This is a genomic window from Solitalea agri, assembly GCF_023914155.1.
Lineage (GTDB): Bacteria > Bacteroidota > Bacteroidia > Sphingobacteriales > Sphingobacteriaceae > Solitalea > Solitalea agri.
Genome location: NZ_JAMWYS010000035.1, coordinates 106,993 through 122,921, shown reverse-complemented (window position 1 = coordinate 122,921; position 15,929 = coordinate 106,993). Strand labels below are relative to the sequence as shown.

Annotated in this window: 18 protein-coding genes; 7 read left to right on the top strand and 11 right to left on the bottom strand. The window is 37.9% G+C overall.

Annotated features, from left to right (window positions below; translation table 11 throughout):
• Nucleotides 1-340: 340 nt before the first annotated feature.
• The 3 genes from NF867_RS10875 to NF867_RS10865 all read left to right on the top strand — a co-directional run bounded on the left by NF867_RS10875 (nucleotide 341) and on the right by NF867_RS10865 (nucleotide 4,158).
• A complete protein-coding gene (locus NF867_RS10875) occupies nucleotides 341-2,809 on the top strand; it encodes a TonB-dependent receptor (protein WP_252587963.1) in 2,469 nt (822 codons plus the stop codon).
• A 127-nt stretch (nucleotides 2,810-2,936) separates the two neighbouring features.
• The gene (locus NF867_RS10870; protein WP_252587962.1) at nucleotides 2,937-3,437 is read left to right on the top strand and encodes a DinB family protein; all 501 of its coding nucleotides are present in this window, start codon (nucleotides 2,937-2,939) and stop codon (nucleotides 3,435-3,437) included.
• Nucleotides 3,438-3,519: 82 nt separating this feature from the next.
• Nucleotides 3,520-4,158, top strand: a complete 639-nt coding sequence (locus tag NF867_RS10865) for a thiamine phosphate synthase (RefSeq protein ID WP_252587960.1) — start codon at nucleotides 3,520-3,522, stop codon at nucleotides 4,156-4,158.
• Nucleotides 4,159-4,215: 57 nt separating this feature from the next.
• On the opposite strand, the gene NF867_RS10860 is transcribed toward NF867_RS10865, so the two are convergent.
• Together NF867_RS10860 and NF867_RS10855 are read right to left on the bottom strand one after the other, a co-directional pair.
• Nucleotides 4,216-5,055 carry an alpha/beta hydrolase gene (locus NF867_RS10860; RefSeq protein ID WP_252587958.1) on the bottom strand — a complete coding sequence of 280 codons (840 nt, stop codon included), beginning with the start codon at nucleotides 5,053-5,055 and terminating at the stop codon, nucleotides 4,216-4,218.
• A 39-nt stretch (nucleotides 5,056-5,094) separates the two neighbouring features.
• Entirely contained in the window at nucleotides 5,095-5,946 is an 852-nt protein-coding gene (locus tag NF867_RS10855) for an alpha/beta hydrolase (RefSeq protein ID WP_252587957.1), read from the bottom strand.
• Nucleotides 5,947-6,089: 143 nt separating this feature from the next.
• Here NF867_RS10855 and NF867_RS10850 point away from each other — a divergent pair, with 143 nt between their 5' ends.
• The gene (locus NF867_RS10850) at nucleotides 6,090-6,671 is read left to right on the top strand and encodes a hypothetical protein (protein ID WP_252587955.1); all 582 of its coding nucleotides are present in this window, start codon (nucleotides 6,090-6,092) and stop codon (nucleotides 6,669-6,671) included.
• Complete coding sequence (locus tag NF867_RS10845) at nucleotides 6,671-7,162, top strand: GNAT family N-acetyltransferase (protein ID WP_252587953.1); 492 nt, start codon at nucleotides 6,671-6,673, stop codon at nucleotides 7,160-7,162. The genes NF867_RS10850 and NF867_RS10845 overlap by 1 nt, the downstream gene beginning before the upstream one ends.
• On the opposite strand, the gene NF867_RS10840 is transcribed toward NF867_RS10845, so the two are convergent.
• The 9 genes from NF867_RS10840 to NF867_RS10800 all read right to left on the bottom strand — a co-directional run bounded on the left by NF867_RS10840 (nucleotide 7,159) and on the right by NF867_RS10800 (nucleotide 14,636).
• Nucleotides 7,159-8,379, bottom strand: a complete 1,221-nt coding sequence (locus NF867_RS10840) for a hypothetical protein (RefSeq protein ID WP_252587947.1) — start codon at nucleotides 8,377-8,379, stop codon at nucleotides 7,159-7,161. The two genes, NF867_RS10845 and NF867_RS10840, sit on opposite strands and share 4 nt — an antisense overlap.
• A 12-nt stretch (nucleotides 8,380-8,391) precedes the next feature.
• On the bottom strand, nucleotides 8,392-8,940 hold the full coding sequence (locus NF867_RS10835) for an RNA polymerase sigma factor (RefSeq protein WP_252587945.1): 549 nt from the start codon (nucleotides 8,938-8,940) through the stop codon (nucleotides 8,392-8,394).
• Between the two features lie 91 nt (nucleotides 8,941-9,031).
• The gene (locus NF867_RS10830) at nucleotides 9,032-9,943 is read right to left on the bottom strand and encodes a DUF5777 family beta-barrel protein (protein WP_252587943.1); all 912 of its coding nucleotides are present in this window, start codon (nucleotides 9,941-9,943) and stop codon (nucleotides 9,032-9,034) included.
• Nucleotides 9,944-10,001: 58 nt separating this feature from the next.
• Entirely contained in the window at nucleotides 10,002-10,565 is a 564-nt protein-coding gene (locus NF867_RS10825; protein ID WP_252587941.1) for a YceI family protein, read from the bottom strand.
• 15 nt (nucleotides 10,566-10,580) lie between these two features.
• On the bottom strand, nucleotides 10,581-10,955 hold the full coding sequence (locus tag NF867_RS10820) for a hypothetical protein (RefSeq protein ID WP_252587939.1): 375 nt from the start codon (nucleotides 10,953-10,955) through the stop codon (nucleotides 10,581-10,583).
• 12 nt (nucleotides 10,956-10,967) lie between these two features.
• The gene (locus NF867_RS10815; RefSeq protein WP_252587937.1) at nucleotides 10,968-11,459 is read right to left on the bottom strand and encodes a CHRD domain-containing protein; all 492 of its coding nucleotides are present in this window, start codon (nucleotides 11,457-11,459) and stop codon (nucleotides 10,968-10,970) included.
• 154 nt (nucleotides 11,460-11,613) lie between these two features.
• Nucleotides 11,614-13,005: a M28 family peptidase gene (locus NF867_RS10810; protein ID WP_252587935.1), complete on the bottom strand. Its 1,392-nt coding sequence runs from the start codon at nucleotides 13,003-13,005 to the stop codon at nucleotides 11,614-11,616.
• 5 nt (nucleotides 13,006-13,010) lie between these two features.
• Nucleotides 13,011-14,189: a DUF4407 domain-containing protein gene (locus tag NF867_RS10805; protein WP_252587933.1), complete on the bottom strand. Its 1,179-nt coding sequence runs from the start codon at nucleotides 14,187-14,189 to the stop codon at nucleotides 13,011-13,013.
• A gap of 159 nt (nucleotides 14,190-14,348) precedes the next feature.
• Entirely contained in the window at nucleotides 14,349-14,636 is a 288-nt protein-coding gene (locus NF867_RS10800; protein ID WP_252587932.1) for a hypothetical protein, read from the bottom strand.
• Nucleotides 14,637-14,915: 279 nt separating this feature from the next.
• On the opposite strand from NF867_RS10800, the gene NF867_RS18330 reads away from it, so the two are divergent.
• On the top strand, nucleotides 14,916-15,041 hold the full coding sequence (locus tag NF867_RS18330) for a hypothetical protein (protein ID WP_256471391.1): 126 nt from the start codon (nucleotides 14,916-14,918) through the stop codon (nucleotides 15,039-15,041).
• Between the two features lie 150 nt (nucleotides 15,042-15,191).
• Complete coding sequence (locus NF867_RS10795) at nucleotides 15,192-15,881, top strand: GNAT family N-acetyltransferase (protein WP_252587930.1); 690 nt, start codon at nucleotides 15,192-15,194, stop codon at nucleotides 15,879-15,881.
• Nucleotides 15,882-15,929 lie beyond the last annotated feature (48 nt).

Here is a 15,929-nt window from a genome sequence, read left to right as displayed (position 1 = left end):
CTTAATCAAGATAGGGAATGATCGATGGCTACATCTTTCTATTCCCTATTTTCATTTTTTAATATACCTTTGCTTTAATTCTTAAGGGGTGCCGAAGAGAAGTTAATAGTAAGAAGTTGAAAGTAATAAGTAGCTATGCATGCGAGCAAAGCTTAAAACTTTGAACTTAACACTTAAATTCTCCATATAGGCTGAGATTATACCCATCAACGACTGAGTTACTCAAAACTTAACGTTGAGCACCTGATCCGGATAATGCCGGCGTAGGGAGGTAAAGTTAAATTTAAGCGGTTGTATACCCTTTGCATTCGCATTGTTTAACAAAAACACAATTCTAAAAATGAAAAAAGTTTTACTTATGGCCGTATTAGCCATGGTAATGCCATTATTAGCTCTTGCACAATTGCAATTGAGCGGAAAGGTTACTGACAAACAATCAAACCAGTCTTTAGCTGGTGCCAATGTTAGCATTAAAGGAACTGCTATCGGCACTCAAACCAATTCGAGCGGAAATTTCAATTTCAAAAAGTTAAAACCAGGAAACTACACCCTTCAAATTTCATTTGTAGGCTACACTTCTATTGAGCAAATAGTTGACCTAACGGCTGATAAAAGTCTGGAAATTAAACTTGAACATAGCAATGTAATTGCCGACGAAGTAGTAGTTCGATCAACCCGTGCGGCGGCAAACTCTGCTACTACATTTAAAAACATCAGCAAAAACGATCTGGAAAAGCAAAATCTGGGTCAAGACTTACCGTTTCTTCTTAATCAAACTCCTTCGGCAGTGGTATCTTCAGATGCAGGAAATGGCGTTGGTTATACAGGAATTCGCATCCGTGGTAGTGATGGTTCGCGCACCAATTTAACGATTAATGGTATCCCAATAAATGATGCTGAATCACAAGGTTCCTTCCTTGTTAACTTACCCGACCTGGCTTCTTCTATCGATAACATCCAAATTCAAAGAGGAGTGGGAACTTCCACCAATGGAGTAGGTGCTTTCGGTGCCAGTATTAATATCCAAACCAATACTTTAAACGAAAAAGCATTTGCAGAGGTAAACAGCTCGGGAGGTTCATTCGGTACTATCAAAAACACATTAAAAGTGGGCACCGGTTTAATGGGCAAATTCGCATTTGATGGCCGATTCTCAATGATCAATTCAAATGGCTTTATTGATCGCGGTTCATCTAATCTACGCTCCTTCTTCCTTTCAGGAGGCTATTATGGCAAAAAAAGCTTATTTAAAGTGAATGTGATTTCGGGCAAAGAAAAGACCTATCAGGCTTGGAACGGTATTCCGGAAGCAAAACTATTTGGAACCAAAGAGGATTTACAAGCACATTACGACCGCAACTCAGGGTATGACGGTGCTATGTACAATACCGAGGCAGATGCAGCGAACCTGTTCGATTCTGACCCAAGAACTTACAATTATTTCACATACAGCAACCAAACTGATAATTATCGTCAGGACCATTACCAGGCATTTTACACCCAGGTTTTAAGTGATCAGCTAACCATGAATGTGGGATTGCATTATACTCATGGCGAAGGTTATTACGAGGAGTACAAGTACAATGCAGAACTTGCCAACTACGGCATTGACAACGTAGTTATTGGCGATGAAACCATCACTAACTCTGACCTTATCCGCCAGAAATGGTTGAATAATGATTTCTACGGTACCGTATTTTCATTGGAGTACAAACCTCTAAGTAAACTAAACTTTACCCTTGGTGGTGCTTATAATAACTATGATGGGACACACTACGGAAAAGTAATTTGGGCACAATATGCCTCAAACAGCAATCCTGATAAAAAATATTATAACGACGATGCCAATAAGAAAGACTTTAACATTTATGGCAAAGTAACTTATGGAATCGATGATAAATTAAACGCGTTCACTGATTTACAATATCGTCGAGTGAATTATTCTTTCTTAGGATTCGATCAGGAACAGAATAATGTTCAACAGGATGCTAATCTAAACTTCTTCAATCCGAAAATTGGTTTAACCTATCAGTTAGACGAAAACAGTAGCGCTTATGCATCTTACGCTCATACTAACAAAGAACCTGGCAGAGATGAGTATACCAAATCAACCCCACAAAGTCGTCCCAAACCTGAAAAACTGGATAATATAGAACTGGGTTTCCGTAACCAAACTTCGACACGCAACTTTGGAGTTAATCTGTTTTACATGAGCTATACGGACCAGTTGATTTTAACCGGACGGCTTAATGATGTAGGTGAGGCTATAAGAGTAAACACTCCAGGGAGCTACCGTACAGGTGTTGAATTTGACGGCAACTTTAAACTTACCAAATACCTAAGCTGGAATTTAAACGCGGCATTCAGCGCTAATAAAGTAAAAAACTTTAGTGAGTATGTAACTAACTACGACACGGGTAATTTAGACCAGATCAGTTACAAGACTACTGACATCGCTTACTCTCCAAACTTTATTGCCGGCACACAGTTTAATATTAGCCCATTTAAAAACTTTACAGCTGGTTTATCGGGTAAATATGTTAGCAAACAATACCTCGACAATACCTCGAGTAGCCTTCGATCGATGGATGCATTTTTTGTGAGTGATTTATTACTGAATTACAACCTGCAGTTTAAATCCATTAAAAACTTAGGCTTTACCGTAATGGTTAACAACTTATTGAATGCTAAATATGAGCCGAATGGCTACACTTGGGGTTACATTGCAGGTGGTGAACGAATTAATGAGAATTTCTACTTTCCACAAGCCGGAACAAACGTTTTGGCTGGTTTAAACCTGAAATTTTAAACAGATTTATTATTCAGCAGCATGAAACCCTGTTATTGAGTTTCATGCTGCTGAATACTATTGGTAGCCCTTTTTGAAACACCCTCCTTTTTATTAAATTCATAGCTCAAAAAAACGGTCTAAAATTATGTTCAGAACAATTGAAGATTTTTTAAACTCATGGAGTTATGAGAACCAGGTAACTGAAACTTTGCTTCGTCAAATTACTGATAAGTCATTAAATCAAAAGGTTTATGATGAAGGTCGTACGTTGGGCCAGCTCGTTTGGCATATTGCTGCCAGTATTCCGGAGATACTAAATCGGGCCGGGCTCAAACTGGAGGAAATTGATGATACCGTTGATGCTCCACAATCAGCTGATGAAATACGACTTGCATTCTCAAACGCTGCTGACCAGGCCAAAGAACAGGTTGCTTCAAAATGGCTCGACTCCGACCTTGAAAATGAAGTGGAAATGTATGGCGACAGTTGGCCAAAAGGAAAAGTCCTTTCCGTTCTTATTCTCCATCAGGCACACCACCGTGGACAGCTTACCGTACTTATGCGACAGGCAGGGCTGATTGTTACAGGTGTATATGGGCCGGCAAAAGAAGAATGGTCTTCTATGGGAATGGCGGCGGCTAAGTAAATGTATCCAGTAGCTGTTAGCAATACTTAAATCAAATTTTAAAATCAATAAACGCTAAGAGCTAAAAGCCAATTGCAATAAAATGAAAAAACACATAGAAAAATTCCATTACCTCACGCTCGACATGGATCATTTCAGTCATGCTCAACAGGCTGAAATGGCTTGTAAAGCCGGCGCAAAATGGATTCAGTACCGTACAAAAAATAAGCATTCAACTGAAGAATGGATTGCCGAGGCACGACAGATCGCAAATATTTGCGATGATTGGGGAGCAACCCTGATCGTTTGCTCAAATGTGGACGTGGTAAATACCGTAGAAGACGCTCAGGGTGTACACATTGAAATGGCTGACATTTCGGTTGAGCAAGCCCGTGAAATACTGGGTGACAGCAAAGTAATTGGCGGCTCGGCACATACATTTGAACAGATTAAGGCTGTTTATCATTCTGGAGCTGATTATGTTGGCCTGGGACCGTATAAACCAACAACCACCATCAAGTATAGTGTAGGTCATTTAACTCTTGAAGATTATTCATCTATAATTGAAAGGATGAAGAATGAAGGAATTGACCTGCCTGTAATTGCCGCCGGGGGAATTAAACCGGAACACGTGGAAGAATTATTAAAAACCGGCATTCACGGTGTTGCTGTTTGCTCTGCAATCAACCTTGCTGATAATCCCGAAGCAGTTTATAAAGAGATTTATAAAAAGATGTATTAATAGTAGTATTGTAGAATGGTTGAATAGTTTCCGTAACAATTCAACCATTTTGCTTTATCAATCTACATTAGCATTAAGCCAGTCAACTATCTTTTTCCTGGTATCATTCAGGTTAGCCCCCAACCATGCATGCCCCTCATTAGGATATCTTATCAGCTGATTTTTCACTTGTAATGTATTTAGTCGCTGTTGAAGTGAAACACTTTGTTGCGGCACCACCACATCGTCCTTCTCCCCTACAAAAAGGATAGTTGGCGGCGCATTAGCAGTTACTTTCCAATAAGGACTGGCGTTCTTCCATAGCTCGGCATCTTCATCATAGGTTTTTCCAAGGAAATAAGTAACTGTATTTATTGCCTGTGTATTTCCAGAGTTAGCGGCTTGAACAAGGTCAGTTGGCGCCGATTGAGCGGCAACTGCTTTTACCCTGCCGTTGGTATCATAGGCGTAAGCATAAAGCAACACCAAATGAGCGCCTGCACTATTGCCAGCAAGGGCAATTTTATCAGAAACTGAATATTCATTATGGTCGGACAAAACCTGATCAATAACCTGTTCGATATCCTGCATTTGAACCGGAAACTTATCAGCATTATCTTTTGCCAATCGGTAATTGGCATTTATTACTGCAAATCCATTATCAACAAAATAGGTGAGCAATGGTGCATACATGCTTTTGTCTTCATCTTTCCAACCTCCACCATGAAAAAAAACAATAATCTTCGTCGAAGAGCCTCTTCCTTTAGGCAAGTAAACATCAAAGGTTTGTTCGGTTGCATTGCCATAAGAAACATCCATGATCTGCTTTGCCTCTAATACCGGTTCAGGTTCATTAAAATTTTGCTTACATGATGTAACCAGTAGCAGAAAAAGAAGCAGGGTTGAAAGCGTCTTCATAAATAATGCTTGTTGTCGCATAAATTTAAGCTAAAGCATTCAGTTTAAGTAGGTATTCATCCATTTAATAACATTGTCTCGGGTGTCTCTTAAATCAGCTCCCAGCCAAACATGCCCGGCATCGTACTTAATGAATTTAGAGGGAACATTCAGGCTTTCTAGGCGCTTCTCGAGCTTGGCACTTTGATTAATGGGGACCACCCTGTCTTCAGTTCCATGAAATAGTAAGGTCGGGACAGCTCCTGCAGTTACCATCCAGTAAGGACTGGCTGCTGCCCACAAGGTAGAATCTTGAAGGAATTTTTTACCTAAAAAGTTAGCGATTGGATTTTGGTATTCTGCGTTTCCTAATCGACCTGCATCTGTGAGATCGGAAACTGGAGCCAAAGCAGCAACAGCCTTAACTTTCCCCGTTTTATTAAAATGATAACTATACAGAAGGGCAAGATGCGCTCCGGCACTATGCCCCGAAATACCAATATTCTTTAAGCCAAATCCCCACTCATGAGACCGTTTATCCAGCATATTAATTACCGCCGTAATATCATCCATCTGTACCGGGAACTTATTTTTATTCTTTTCGGCCAGCCGATAATTCATATTAACAATTACGAACCCTCGTTGGGCGAAGGCCTTAAGAGCAGGTGTATAATCTGATTTATCGCCCTTTTTCCAAGATCCTCCATGCAAAAACAACATCACCTTGGTTTGATCATTGCGCATTGAGGGCAAAAGTATATCAACTTTTTGCTCCGGATCATTGCCGTATGACAAATTCTCTACAATTTGCACTGACATCTCTGAAGTCGCATCTGTACGGCTCATTTGGCTGCAGGAAGACATCAGGAAAAAAGATAAATAAAGGGGGGAAAGGTGTAGAGGTGTTTTCATAAAGAGAGAGATTATGACTTAATAATTTACAAAAAACACTCCATATTTGTCTGTATTTTAAGCAGTTTTTTTAAGGCAGAAACCGAATAATAAATTAGATTTACTGCCTTTTAGTCTATAAACCAAAATAGTATTTCGAATAAATGTCATCACATCATATCGTTCGGGAAAAGCAGGAACCTGCATTAATTGTTTCGTCATATACTGATTTTAATGATGAGTATTTAGGACAGCTATTGGAGTGGAATCCGGTGGTATTTGTTTTTGAAAACGAGTTAGAAAACCTCCTTTCCAAAGAGATAAAAATAGACGCTGTTTTTACAACTAACTCTTCAGAAACAGATCCGTTTCAAGAGTCTACCAAAACAATCATATTAACCTCTAACTCATTAAATGAAGCCGTTAAATATTTGATCGAGGACGAGTTTCCATCTGTAAATATTATTGCCGAGCAAAATGAATTAGCTGGATTGGTAGATTGTATCCCTCATATTGATATTGTTCTATTAAACAAAAATTCCAAGATCTTTCCTGTAAAAAGCAAACTTGAAAAATGGTTTGCTGCTAACGAACAACTGACTATCATCAACTTTAACCCTGAGAATCAGTATTCGATGACAGGTGTCAGACAAATCGATAAGGATGTTTTTGAAACAGAAAACAATGGAATTGTGACATTCTCGACAACAAAATCGCCTATTTTTGTAGTTGAAAAACTAGCCTGATGACTTATACCTACAAAATTGCCACTTCGCAAGATATTGATATTATTGTTGCGCTTGCTGACCAAACCTGGAAACAAACCTACAAAGGAATTATCTCTGATGAACAAATAGAATACATGTATAGCAATATGTATACTCCTGAAGCCTTACGAAAACAACAACAAGAAGGCAATACATTCATCATTGTCTATGAAAATGATATTCCTTTAGGCTTTTCTTCTTTTTCCAAAACCGATGAAAATATTTATAAAATTCACAAGCTTTACGTTTTACCTCTAACCCAGGGAAAAGGAATTGGTCGTTTTCTAATTGACTCGGTTATTAGTGAAATTAAACCAAAAGGTGCTGAGATTTTAGAACTGAATGTTAACCGATATAATAAAGCCAAGCAGTTTTATGACAAACTGGGCTTTAAGGTTCATGAAGAAGTAGATATTCCTTATGGTAAATTCGTACTAAATGACTACGTAATGCGAATGAAACTTGTTTAGTTTCCGCTCTTCGCCTTGCTCTTTCCGTTTGTATTCAGGTTAATATTAAAGTTAATCGCAACTCCGATCGATTTTAAGTCAACCCTTGAATAGCCAACCCCATTTATTGGAATTTTCATAAACGGCTGAATTCCTAAGCTGGTTCCAGGCGACAGTTTACGTTCATATTGCAACTGAAGATTAACTACATTAAACCAATGTTTATTCTGGTTATTTACTGAATAATTTTGAGGATCGGATGGAGATGAATAGTTATAGTTGAAGTGATAATCCTCATTCAGCATGATATAGGATGATAAACCGGTGGTAATGGATATCGCATCCCTGCGCTTTTCAAAAACACGGTAATTAATATTCAATGGAATATCCAACACCCGACAATCAGCATCAATTGAAGTCGGTGTATAACTAAACGGCAATGGGTTTACAGGATTATAATTCTCATAGCCTGTTGAATACACCTTTTTAGCGTAAATAGCGCCAGTGCTAACACTCAACTTTTTGGTTAAGCTCATGGTAAGAAAACCTCCAAAATCACCACCTAAACTTGCATCTTTTAAGGTATTCACTCCATTAAATGAAGGGGCTGCACTTACCGTAAAAGTAAATTTACCAAACTGACGATTGGACTTTTCTTTTTTCAAACCAGAAGCTTTTGCAATTCCAACTCCTTCAACACCTTGGGTTCTTAAAGGTTCAGTTAAAACCGCTTTGTTAGTATCAGAAGTTAAATCTTTGCTGATAGAACTAATTGGGTTGACCTTCTGTGGCATATAGCCATCATTTTTTGCTTGCTGACCACCTTCTTGTGTATAAGTTAAATAATTAGTTGAAAGATCGTTTTTAGATTCTTTCTCACTAAATGGAAGTAAGGGCTTATTGCTGACAATTGGTTTTACCTCTGAAACTGTATTAGCAGATTTGTCTGTTTTACTTTTAACGATTGCTTGCTCCGTGGGCTTAGTTAAAGGCTTGCTTGAAAGGTTTTGTTCCCCTTGTTTTGCAGATTGAGGTGCCTGGAACCAAATAAACACCAAGGCCAGGCAGGCAGCAATACCGCCTACAAGGCTAATCCAGAATATAGGTGTTCTCTTACGATCTTTCTTGTCCAACCGCTTCTCAAGCAGACCCCATTCCTGCTCGCTAAAAGCAATAGGTTCGCCTGCTTTGTCAAAAGCATCCTTGAACAAACCGTCTAATTTATTTTTTTCCTTCATCGTCCCCTATTTCTATCCAGCTGATTGATTAATATTCATAATTAATGCATCCTTTACATCCATGCCATTATGCACTTTCGTAAGCATTTTCTGCAGCTTCATTCTGGCTTTAAATAAATTTGACTTTGATGTACCAGAAGAGATATGCAGCATTTTCCCGATTTCATCATGAGAATAACCGTCGATTGCGTAAAGGTTAAAAACCGCTCTGTATGCAGGTGGAAGCTGTTGAACCATCTCAAGCAAATCGTCATATGCCAGTTTTTGCTCAACAGAAGCACTAATTTCTATTTCAGGCACCGACTCCAGATCATCGGATAAAGTTCTTTTAATATTGGCCCTGTAAAAATCAATTGAGGCATTATGCATGATCGAACTCAACCAACTCTTAAATGGTCGGGTAGAATCAAACTTTTCGATGTTGGTAAAAACTTTAAAGAACCCTTCGTTCACCACTTCGGCTGCTTCATACCTACTCGCTGCATAACGTAAACAAATGCTCATGGCAAAGCCATAAAACGCCTGATAAAGCATTTTCTGGCTCTGTCTATCATTATTCACACAACCCTTTATTAATAGGCCTAGTTGTTCATCTGTCATGCAAATACACTTGTCACTATAAGTTGCTCAATCAATTTTATTATATCAGCCTTTATTTATTCTTTGACAATGTAAAAGTCCTTGAAATATTAAATCCCCAGCGAAACTGCCCTTTCGACCAGGCAGAGCTTGTGCTAGGAACATACTGCGTATCCAATATAGCAGTTGAGTTGGTAAAACTTAAATTAAACACATGCCCCCCAGTTTCTATTTCTAAACCCACGCCCAATGCATCATAAAACTTAAAGTCTTGTGCTGTTTCATAGTAATCTTTGCTTTCCTGAGTTCTGAATGCATGAAAATAGTCGGCCACAATTGCCATCCTTTTTGAAAACTTCAGCCTCGCGCCTGCGCCTAAAGCAAATAAATCATTCATGTCCTGGTAAGATACATAGTTACGCCGTACATATGTTGGCATTAATGAAAGAGAGAAATTACGGCTAAACTTGCGGGCAACTATTGCCTGAAGAGTATAACTCATACGCTCTCCAAATTTTTGAAAATTGGCATCAGAAGTAGCCAGATCCAACGGCTCCATTCCACATATCACAGAATTACCGTACAAAGTAACCGCAATCGGAATATGATCATTTTCTGTTTGTTGCAGTAGTCTGTATTTTAAACTAAAATAATAGAGCTCCTTTTGAAATGTGTTAACTCCATTAGGAGCTCCTTTTGCCCTGCCAGCACCTATCATAAACCTGTCCGTAATTCCGTATTTAAGCGAAATCAGGATGTCGGTTGAATTGTCTAAACCGTAAAAATTGTGAACACCTCCATTAGCACCACCTATATCTCCGAAACGGTGAGCTATATCAACAAGGAGGTCAGATTTGTGAAGTGTTTCATTCGATTGGCCATTGATGATCAGCCCCGATTTAAATGTAGCAATAACCGGGATATCACTTGATAAATTTGTATTTAATGTATCAAGTGTTTTTACTGAATCAGTTTGCTGAGCCATTGTATTAAGTGTTAGCAAACAACTAAAAATAAGTAAATATACTGCTTTCATCTAGGGTTCACATTTTCTTTGCAAGGGTGTTTTCATATGTTACATTTACCGTCACCTGCACCACTTCAGCAATATTTTTAATCAGTAAAGTTGGGATCTTGATATTATGATCCACCAGTTTAACCGGAAAATTAGAAGAGCCGGAGATATTGCCATTTTTGATACTTAGAACGGCCTTAGCGGAATAGTTTTGCTTTACATTATGCAATAAGAGATCTCCAATAACGGTAACGTCGTAGGTTCCATCCTTAGAGAAATCAACCGGCTCCTTAATTTTTCCTTTAAATTCAGCGTAGGGATATTTGTCACTTTCCATGTAATTTTCGTTGAAATGCTCTTGCATTAATCCCTTTCTAAATTTGAATGATCGTATATCCACCTTAAAATAAATGTTATTAGTTTGTAAGTCTAAAATCGAGTACCCTGTCTTAGTTTCGGCCTTTATGTCTTCAATAGGAGCAGAAGAGAAAAAACTCAACAATACATTTCTGCTCACAAGTTGCCCCTGAGCCAAGCACTCGCCTGCTCCTATGAAAGCAATCAGATTAACTATGAACAAAATCTTTTTCATGATTAACTACTCTTTTTAGTTCTCCGGAATACAGTTCTTTAACCAAATATTCAACGAATCGCGGACTGCTTTAGGAAGAGGAGCTCGTCCTTGTGGCATATCGGCATTATCCTGTACTACCCTGAAATAAAAAATATCATTAGCAAAAGGCCTTAATCCAGCATAAGTGGTGAAGTTCCCGGGTCCCGGATTATTACCACCCTTATGGCAGGTTATTGTACAGTGAGTTGCTACTATTCTTTTTACATATCCGTTATAGGTCACTTGCTTATCAGGAAACAATGGAGTGCAGTTTGCAGAACCGTCAGTATCTGGATCTGTTTCGGGCGCCATACGCGTACAGCTCATCAAAAAAACAAGGGAAAGCATAACAATAATTTCCTTTTGCATACTTAATCACTATTAGTAACCAGATGGTGGATTCTGTGATCCTCCAGTTTTGCTCAAAGTAGCGATGACCTCGCCTCCTGGATAATTTGCTGTGTGTATTTGCACGTATATTTTCCCTGAGCCTAAATCAGTTACCTGCGTTGCAGTAAACATTGCTTTATTTGAATAGGTTCCGGTAATAGAAGTTGCAAATCCACTGATTTCAGCGATTATAGGTCCGTTATCGTGAAAATGCATTCCGGCAATCGTACTTGTCAGATTATTCCAGTTTACAGTATAGGCTAACTCGTTGGTTGTTTTATTTAAAGTAGCGGTGACAGTTCCGGTAGCAGAGGTAGTTACCGAGCTGTTTGACTTGGTGAATGTTCCAGAATATTTAACTGTGTTGCTACTGCCTGATTGACCATCATCATTGCTACTGCATGCCACCAAAAAAATACTGTTAATTAGTATAAAAGCAAGCAACCCGGCTCCACTCTTATAAATGTTAGTTAGCTTTTTCATATCGAATGAATAAGTTCAATGAATATAGATTTGCTTTTTAACAGTTACGGATGCTTTATAACAATGGTTGCCTTAACCAGTATTTAAATAAACAAAAACGGGCCGGATACTTTGGAATTAGTATCCGGCCCGTTTCATATCTTTCAAAAGTCCCTTATCGCTGAGCATTTTGAGCTCTCTTGATGTTTTTCGGACTACTTGGGTCGTCTTTATAATTTGTAATTCGGGTGGGCGTAAAGATGCCCTTCACCAAACTATCTGATGAATAAGCAATAGCTTTAACTGTTTCGAGCATATTGTCTATATCGATAGTATTCATATCATCTCTCACCGAGTTAAAATAACGGTCAATGTCTATCTGAACAGTAGAAAAAGTATGTGAAGGCACTCCCATTAGACCTAACGGCGTATTTGATGCCTGATAGAAGAGTCCCTTTTCTTTATATGGATCTGGCTTAAATTTGAATTTTATTTTTTCTCCAGTTTCAGAAAAATGTTTCCCTAAATCACTTTTATCAAATCCGGTAATAAAGGCCGAGCGATGACCAAATTTTGATTCCTTTCCGATTGCATCGATATTAATTACTGCTACAGTATTATCGGCGTCAAAATGCTTGGCAAAATATTTCGAACTTGAAGAGCTAACTGTTTCTGCTCCATAATTTACAAAAACAAGGGTCCGCTCGTTATCACCTTTTTCCTTAAAATATTTAGCGAGCGCTAAAACAGCGGTAACACCTGAAGCATTTTCATCGGCTCCATTGGCTATTGAGTCGCCTTTATTTGCATTAATTACACCCAAGTTATCATAGTGAGCCGAAAAAATCACGTATTGATCCTTTTTGCTTTTCCCAGGAATAATACCGATCAAATTGCTTAAGGGCACATGATTAATTTCTGTTTTAACAGAAATATCGAATTGGGGAAGTTCTTTTTTGTCAGTAAGAATAAACACATAAGCATTTTTTGAAAGTGAAACGGTATCGGTTTCATATCTATCCCGTTTAAATCTCGATTTATAAACGCTAAAGAATTGTTTTAGCTGTTCATCAATCAATACAATCGCATCTTTTTTGCTTGCTTCAATATCTCTCAATCTCTTTAAAATATCATCTTTCGGACCAACATACTCCACTTTAACAGTGTCTTTATCTGTGTTTTTCCAATTAATGTCTTTCTTATCAGAAATGAAAAGAACATTTTTATTATCAACTACGGAGTCTCCTACCTTAACAGTTCCGGTAAGTGACTTAACCCTTACCGATGGAAATCCCTGACGATAGCCTTGAACACCTTCCATTTTAAGCGGCTCCAGGCCAATTTGTTTATACTGGCGTTCGATATAATCAGCAGCCTTTTCGGCTCCATGGTTAAACAAACCCCGCCCCAGCATTGAATCAGCGGCCAATGTTGAGATGATCTGTCTAAGTTCATCCTCTTTGATATTAATGGTATTGGTGATTTTTTTATAGGCAGTGTCAACCTTTTGGGCGTATGTTAAATTGGCTATAAAAACAACGATAAGTACGAGAATATTACGCTTCATCTATTTTAAGTCTGATCAGTATATATTTCTTTATTATGAGCTAATTTTTGTGTTTTCCAATCTTCGATTTCGGAGAGTTCGGTTATTGTTTCGGCTTCCGTTCGTTCTTCAGTAAGTTTAAGTTGCTTACTTAATTCCAATTCTATTGCCTTTTCCTGCAAAGCATTACGTACCTTAATCATTTTCTCGCGATCTTTCAACAGATCATTCATCTTAACTGATTCAATAGCAAAAATTTCTTCATCATAGGGACCTTTTGCTGTTAGCAATTTAACAATTACAGGTAAACATTCAAATGCGACGAACAGCAAACTGATAAACAAAACAGCCGTAGCTGTTGAGCCATCATCCTTTCCATTTCTCAATACCGAAATCTGTGCCAAACCACGGTTACGATCCGCAAATCCAGCTACGTTGGCCATACTATCAAGTGCATGATCATCCAAAATCACTTGTCGATTTAAACCATCCGCTTCCTTTCTAGCCGCAATAAGGCTATCCAGCATTAAACCTTCTGCCCTTAAAAATGCTAAACGCTTTTCTTTCTCAATAATTACACCCTCTTTCATTTTAGCATAAGGGCCATACCCCAATTTACCGGAAGTTTGGTTGGTTCGATCGCCAAAAATTTCCTGATTTAATACATATCGAAGTTGTTTTACTTCTTTATCTAAGCTATCAGCCTCTTTCTGAACAACTACTTTTTTATTCAGCTCAATTGTATATTTTTTTGCAAAACTTAAATTGATGGTATCAATTTTCGACTTATGATCTAACAAATAATTCTCCTTAAGCTTAGAACGGATCTCTTTATCGAAAATCTTAAGTTCGAGAGGGCGAGCAATAACAACAGCCACTAAAATTGCCAGGATCAGCCGGGGCAATGCCTGTAAAATTTGTTTGAACCATGTACCATGTTTGCTGATACTTGAAACTATGTATCGATCTAAATTAAAGATTGCCAGTCCCCAAAGCATACCAAAAACCAAAGCAAACCCAACAGCTAAAGAACTACCTGAAAACACAAACCATAATGCATAGCCACCAGATAATGCGGCAAAAACGGACGTAAAAAATACAGTGGCACCAATACTGAAATATTTATTGTGCTCGGTTTTATGCTTTAACAAAACCTCTTTATTTACACCTGAACAAAACCAGAAAAATTGTTGTAATCTATCCATTGCTATACATGGTTGTATGTATTACAAAGGTTATTGTTTTTCAGCATATTTTCTGAAATATTTTTGTTGCAAATCAAGCCCGTTTACACTTTACGAAACAAAAAAGGATCTGCTGCAAAGCAACAGATCCTTGTATTAGGTAAATGCTAATTTTAAAAACTAATGATTTAAAAAGCCCGTCCAGGCAAATAAAACATACAGAGAAGCGACAACCAGAAACAAAACTGTAAGAGCGAAAGCAAAGCCATTGTGTCCGTAGTTATACCATTCTCGTACAATCAATCCGGGAAGCAGGATACAATAGGCTAATAAAATCGTCCAGCGATAATCACTGAATACTCCAGTGAATAAAATCACTGTTGAAATTGCCATACAAAGAATCAAAATCATCCAAGAGTTCCGATTGAACTGGCGATCGTTGTGGGTATCAAAAAAGAGCGTTTTCATAGAAAATACATCTATTGTAACAAAATCATTTTCAATTAATTATAAATATAGCTAATGCCCATGGAAAGCCCAAACAAGTGTTCTTTTGAAATCAACATTATCATTTTGGCAATTATTATTTTTTTTATTTGCGATATTTAAATTTAAATGTGAATATTTGCAAAAATTCATAATCAAATTAATTAACTGTTTATTAATTAGATAACTGATAATCATATTCACGCATAGTAAACAATTGTTGAAATGATTGTTTGTTAAGCATTAAACCGATTAAAACAGATGAAAAAACACTTTTTATCATACGTAACCGATATGATAAACGCTTCGAAAGAAGTGGTTTTTTCTACGCTTATGAGTGTAGTTTTTGTTCACCCAACCCCAGTTGCTTATTTCCCGCGACGCTGATGCGTCCATTTTAAAACCGATCGTCTACGCGATGATCAAGTCTCACACAAAGTTTCCCGAACATTTAACGTTAACTAAACATAAAAAGCTGATTTTTAGGGCTCTAACTGATTTAGTTGGTATTTTTGTAATCATTTCATTTAAGAAGAAGTGCAACTTTCTGATTTTGATATAATTGTTGCTACCGAGCAACATATTCCATACGCTGAGCAAATAGTGGAGGAGATGGCCGAATCGGCCAAAGCCAGAGGAACCGGTATTGCCAAGCGCTCTCCCGACTATGTTGCCAACAAAATGCAAGAAGGCAAATCGGTAATTGCCCTGCATAAAGATGGCACGTGGGCAGGGTTCTGTTATATAGAAACATGGAGCCATGGCAAATTTGTGGCTAACTCGGGCTTGATCGTAAACCCTGAATTTAGAAAGGTAGGATTAGCCAAAGCTATCAAATACAAGATATTCGAACTTTCTCGTCAAAAATATCCAGATGCCAAAATCTTTGGTTTGACTACTGGTTTAGCTGTGATGAAGATCAACTCGGAATTAGGGTATGAACCTGTTACTTATTCTGAATTAACTACCGACGAGGAGTTTTGGAAAGGGTGTAAGAGCTGCGTAAATCATGATATTCTGATGAGTAAAGGCCGTAAAAACTGCCTTTGTACGGCAATGCTTTATGACCCAGCTGATAAAGAACCTCCAAAAGCGGAGACTCCTAAAGAAGGCGAAAAGGAAGAGCACCTTGAAAAGGTTACTCATAAATCGAAATTGTTTGAACGAATTGAACGTAAATTAGGTTCATTCAAACTATTTAATGCTTTCTTCTTAAATAGATACTAGAAACGCCTTTAAGCAAAATGCGTAAAATGATATTAACTGATTATATAA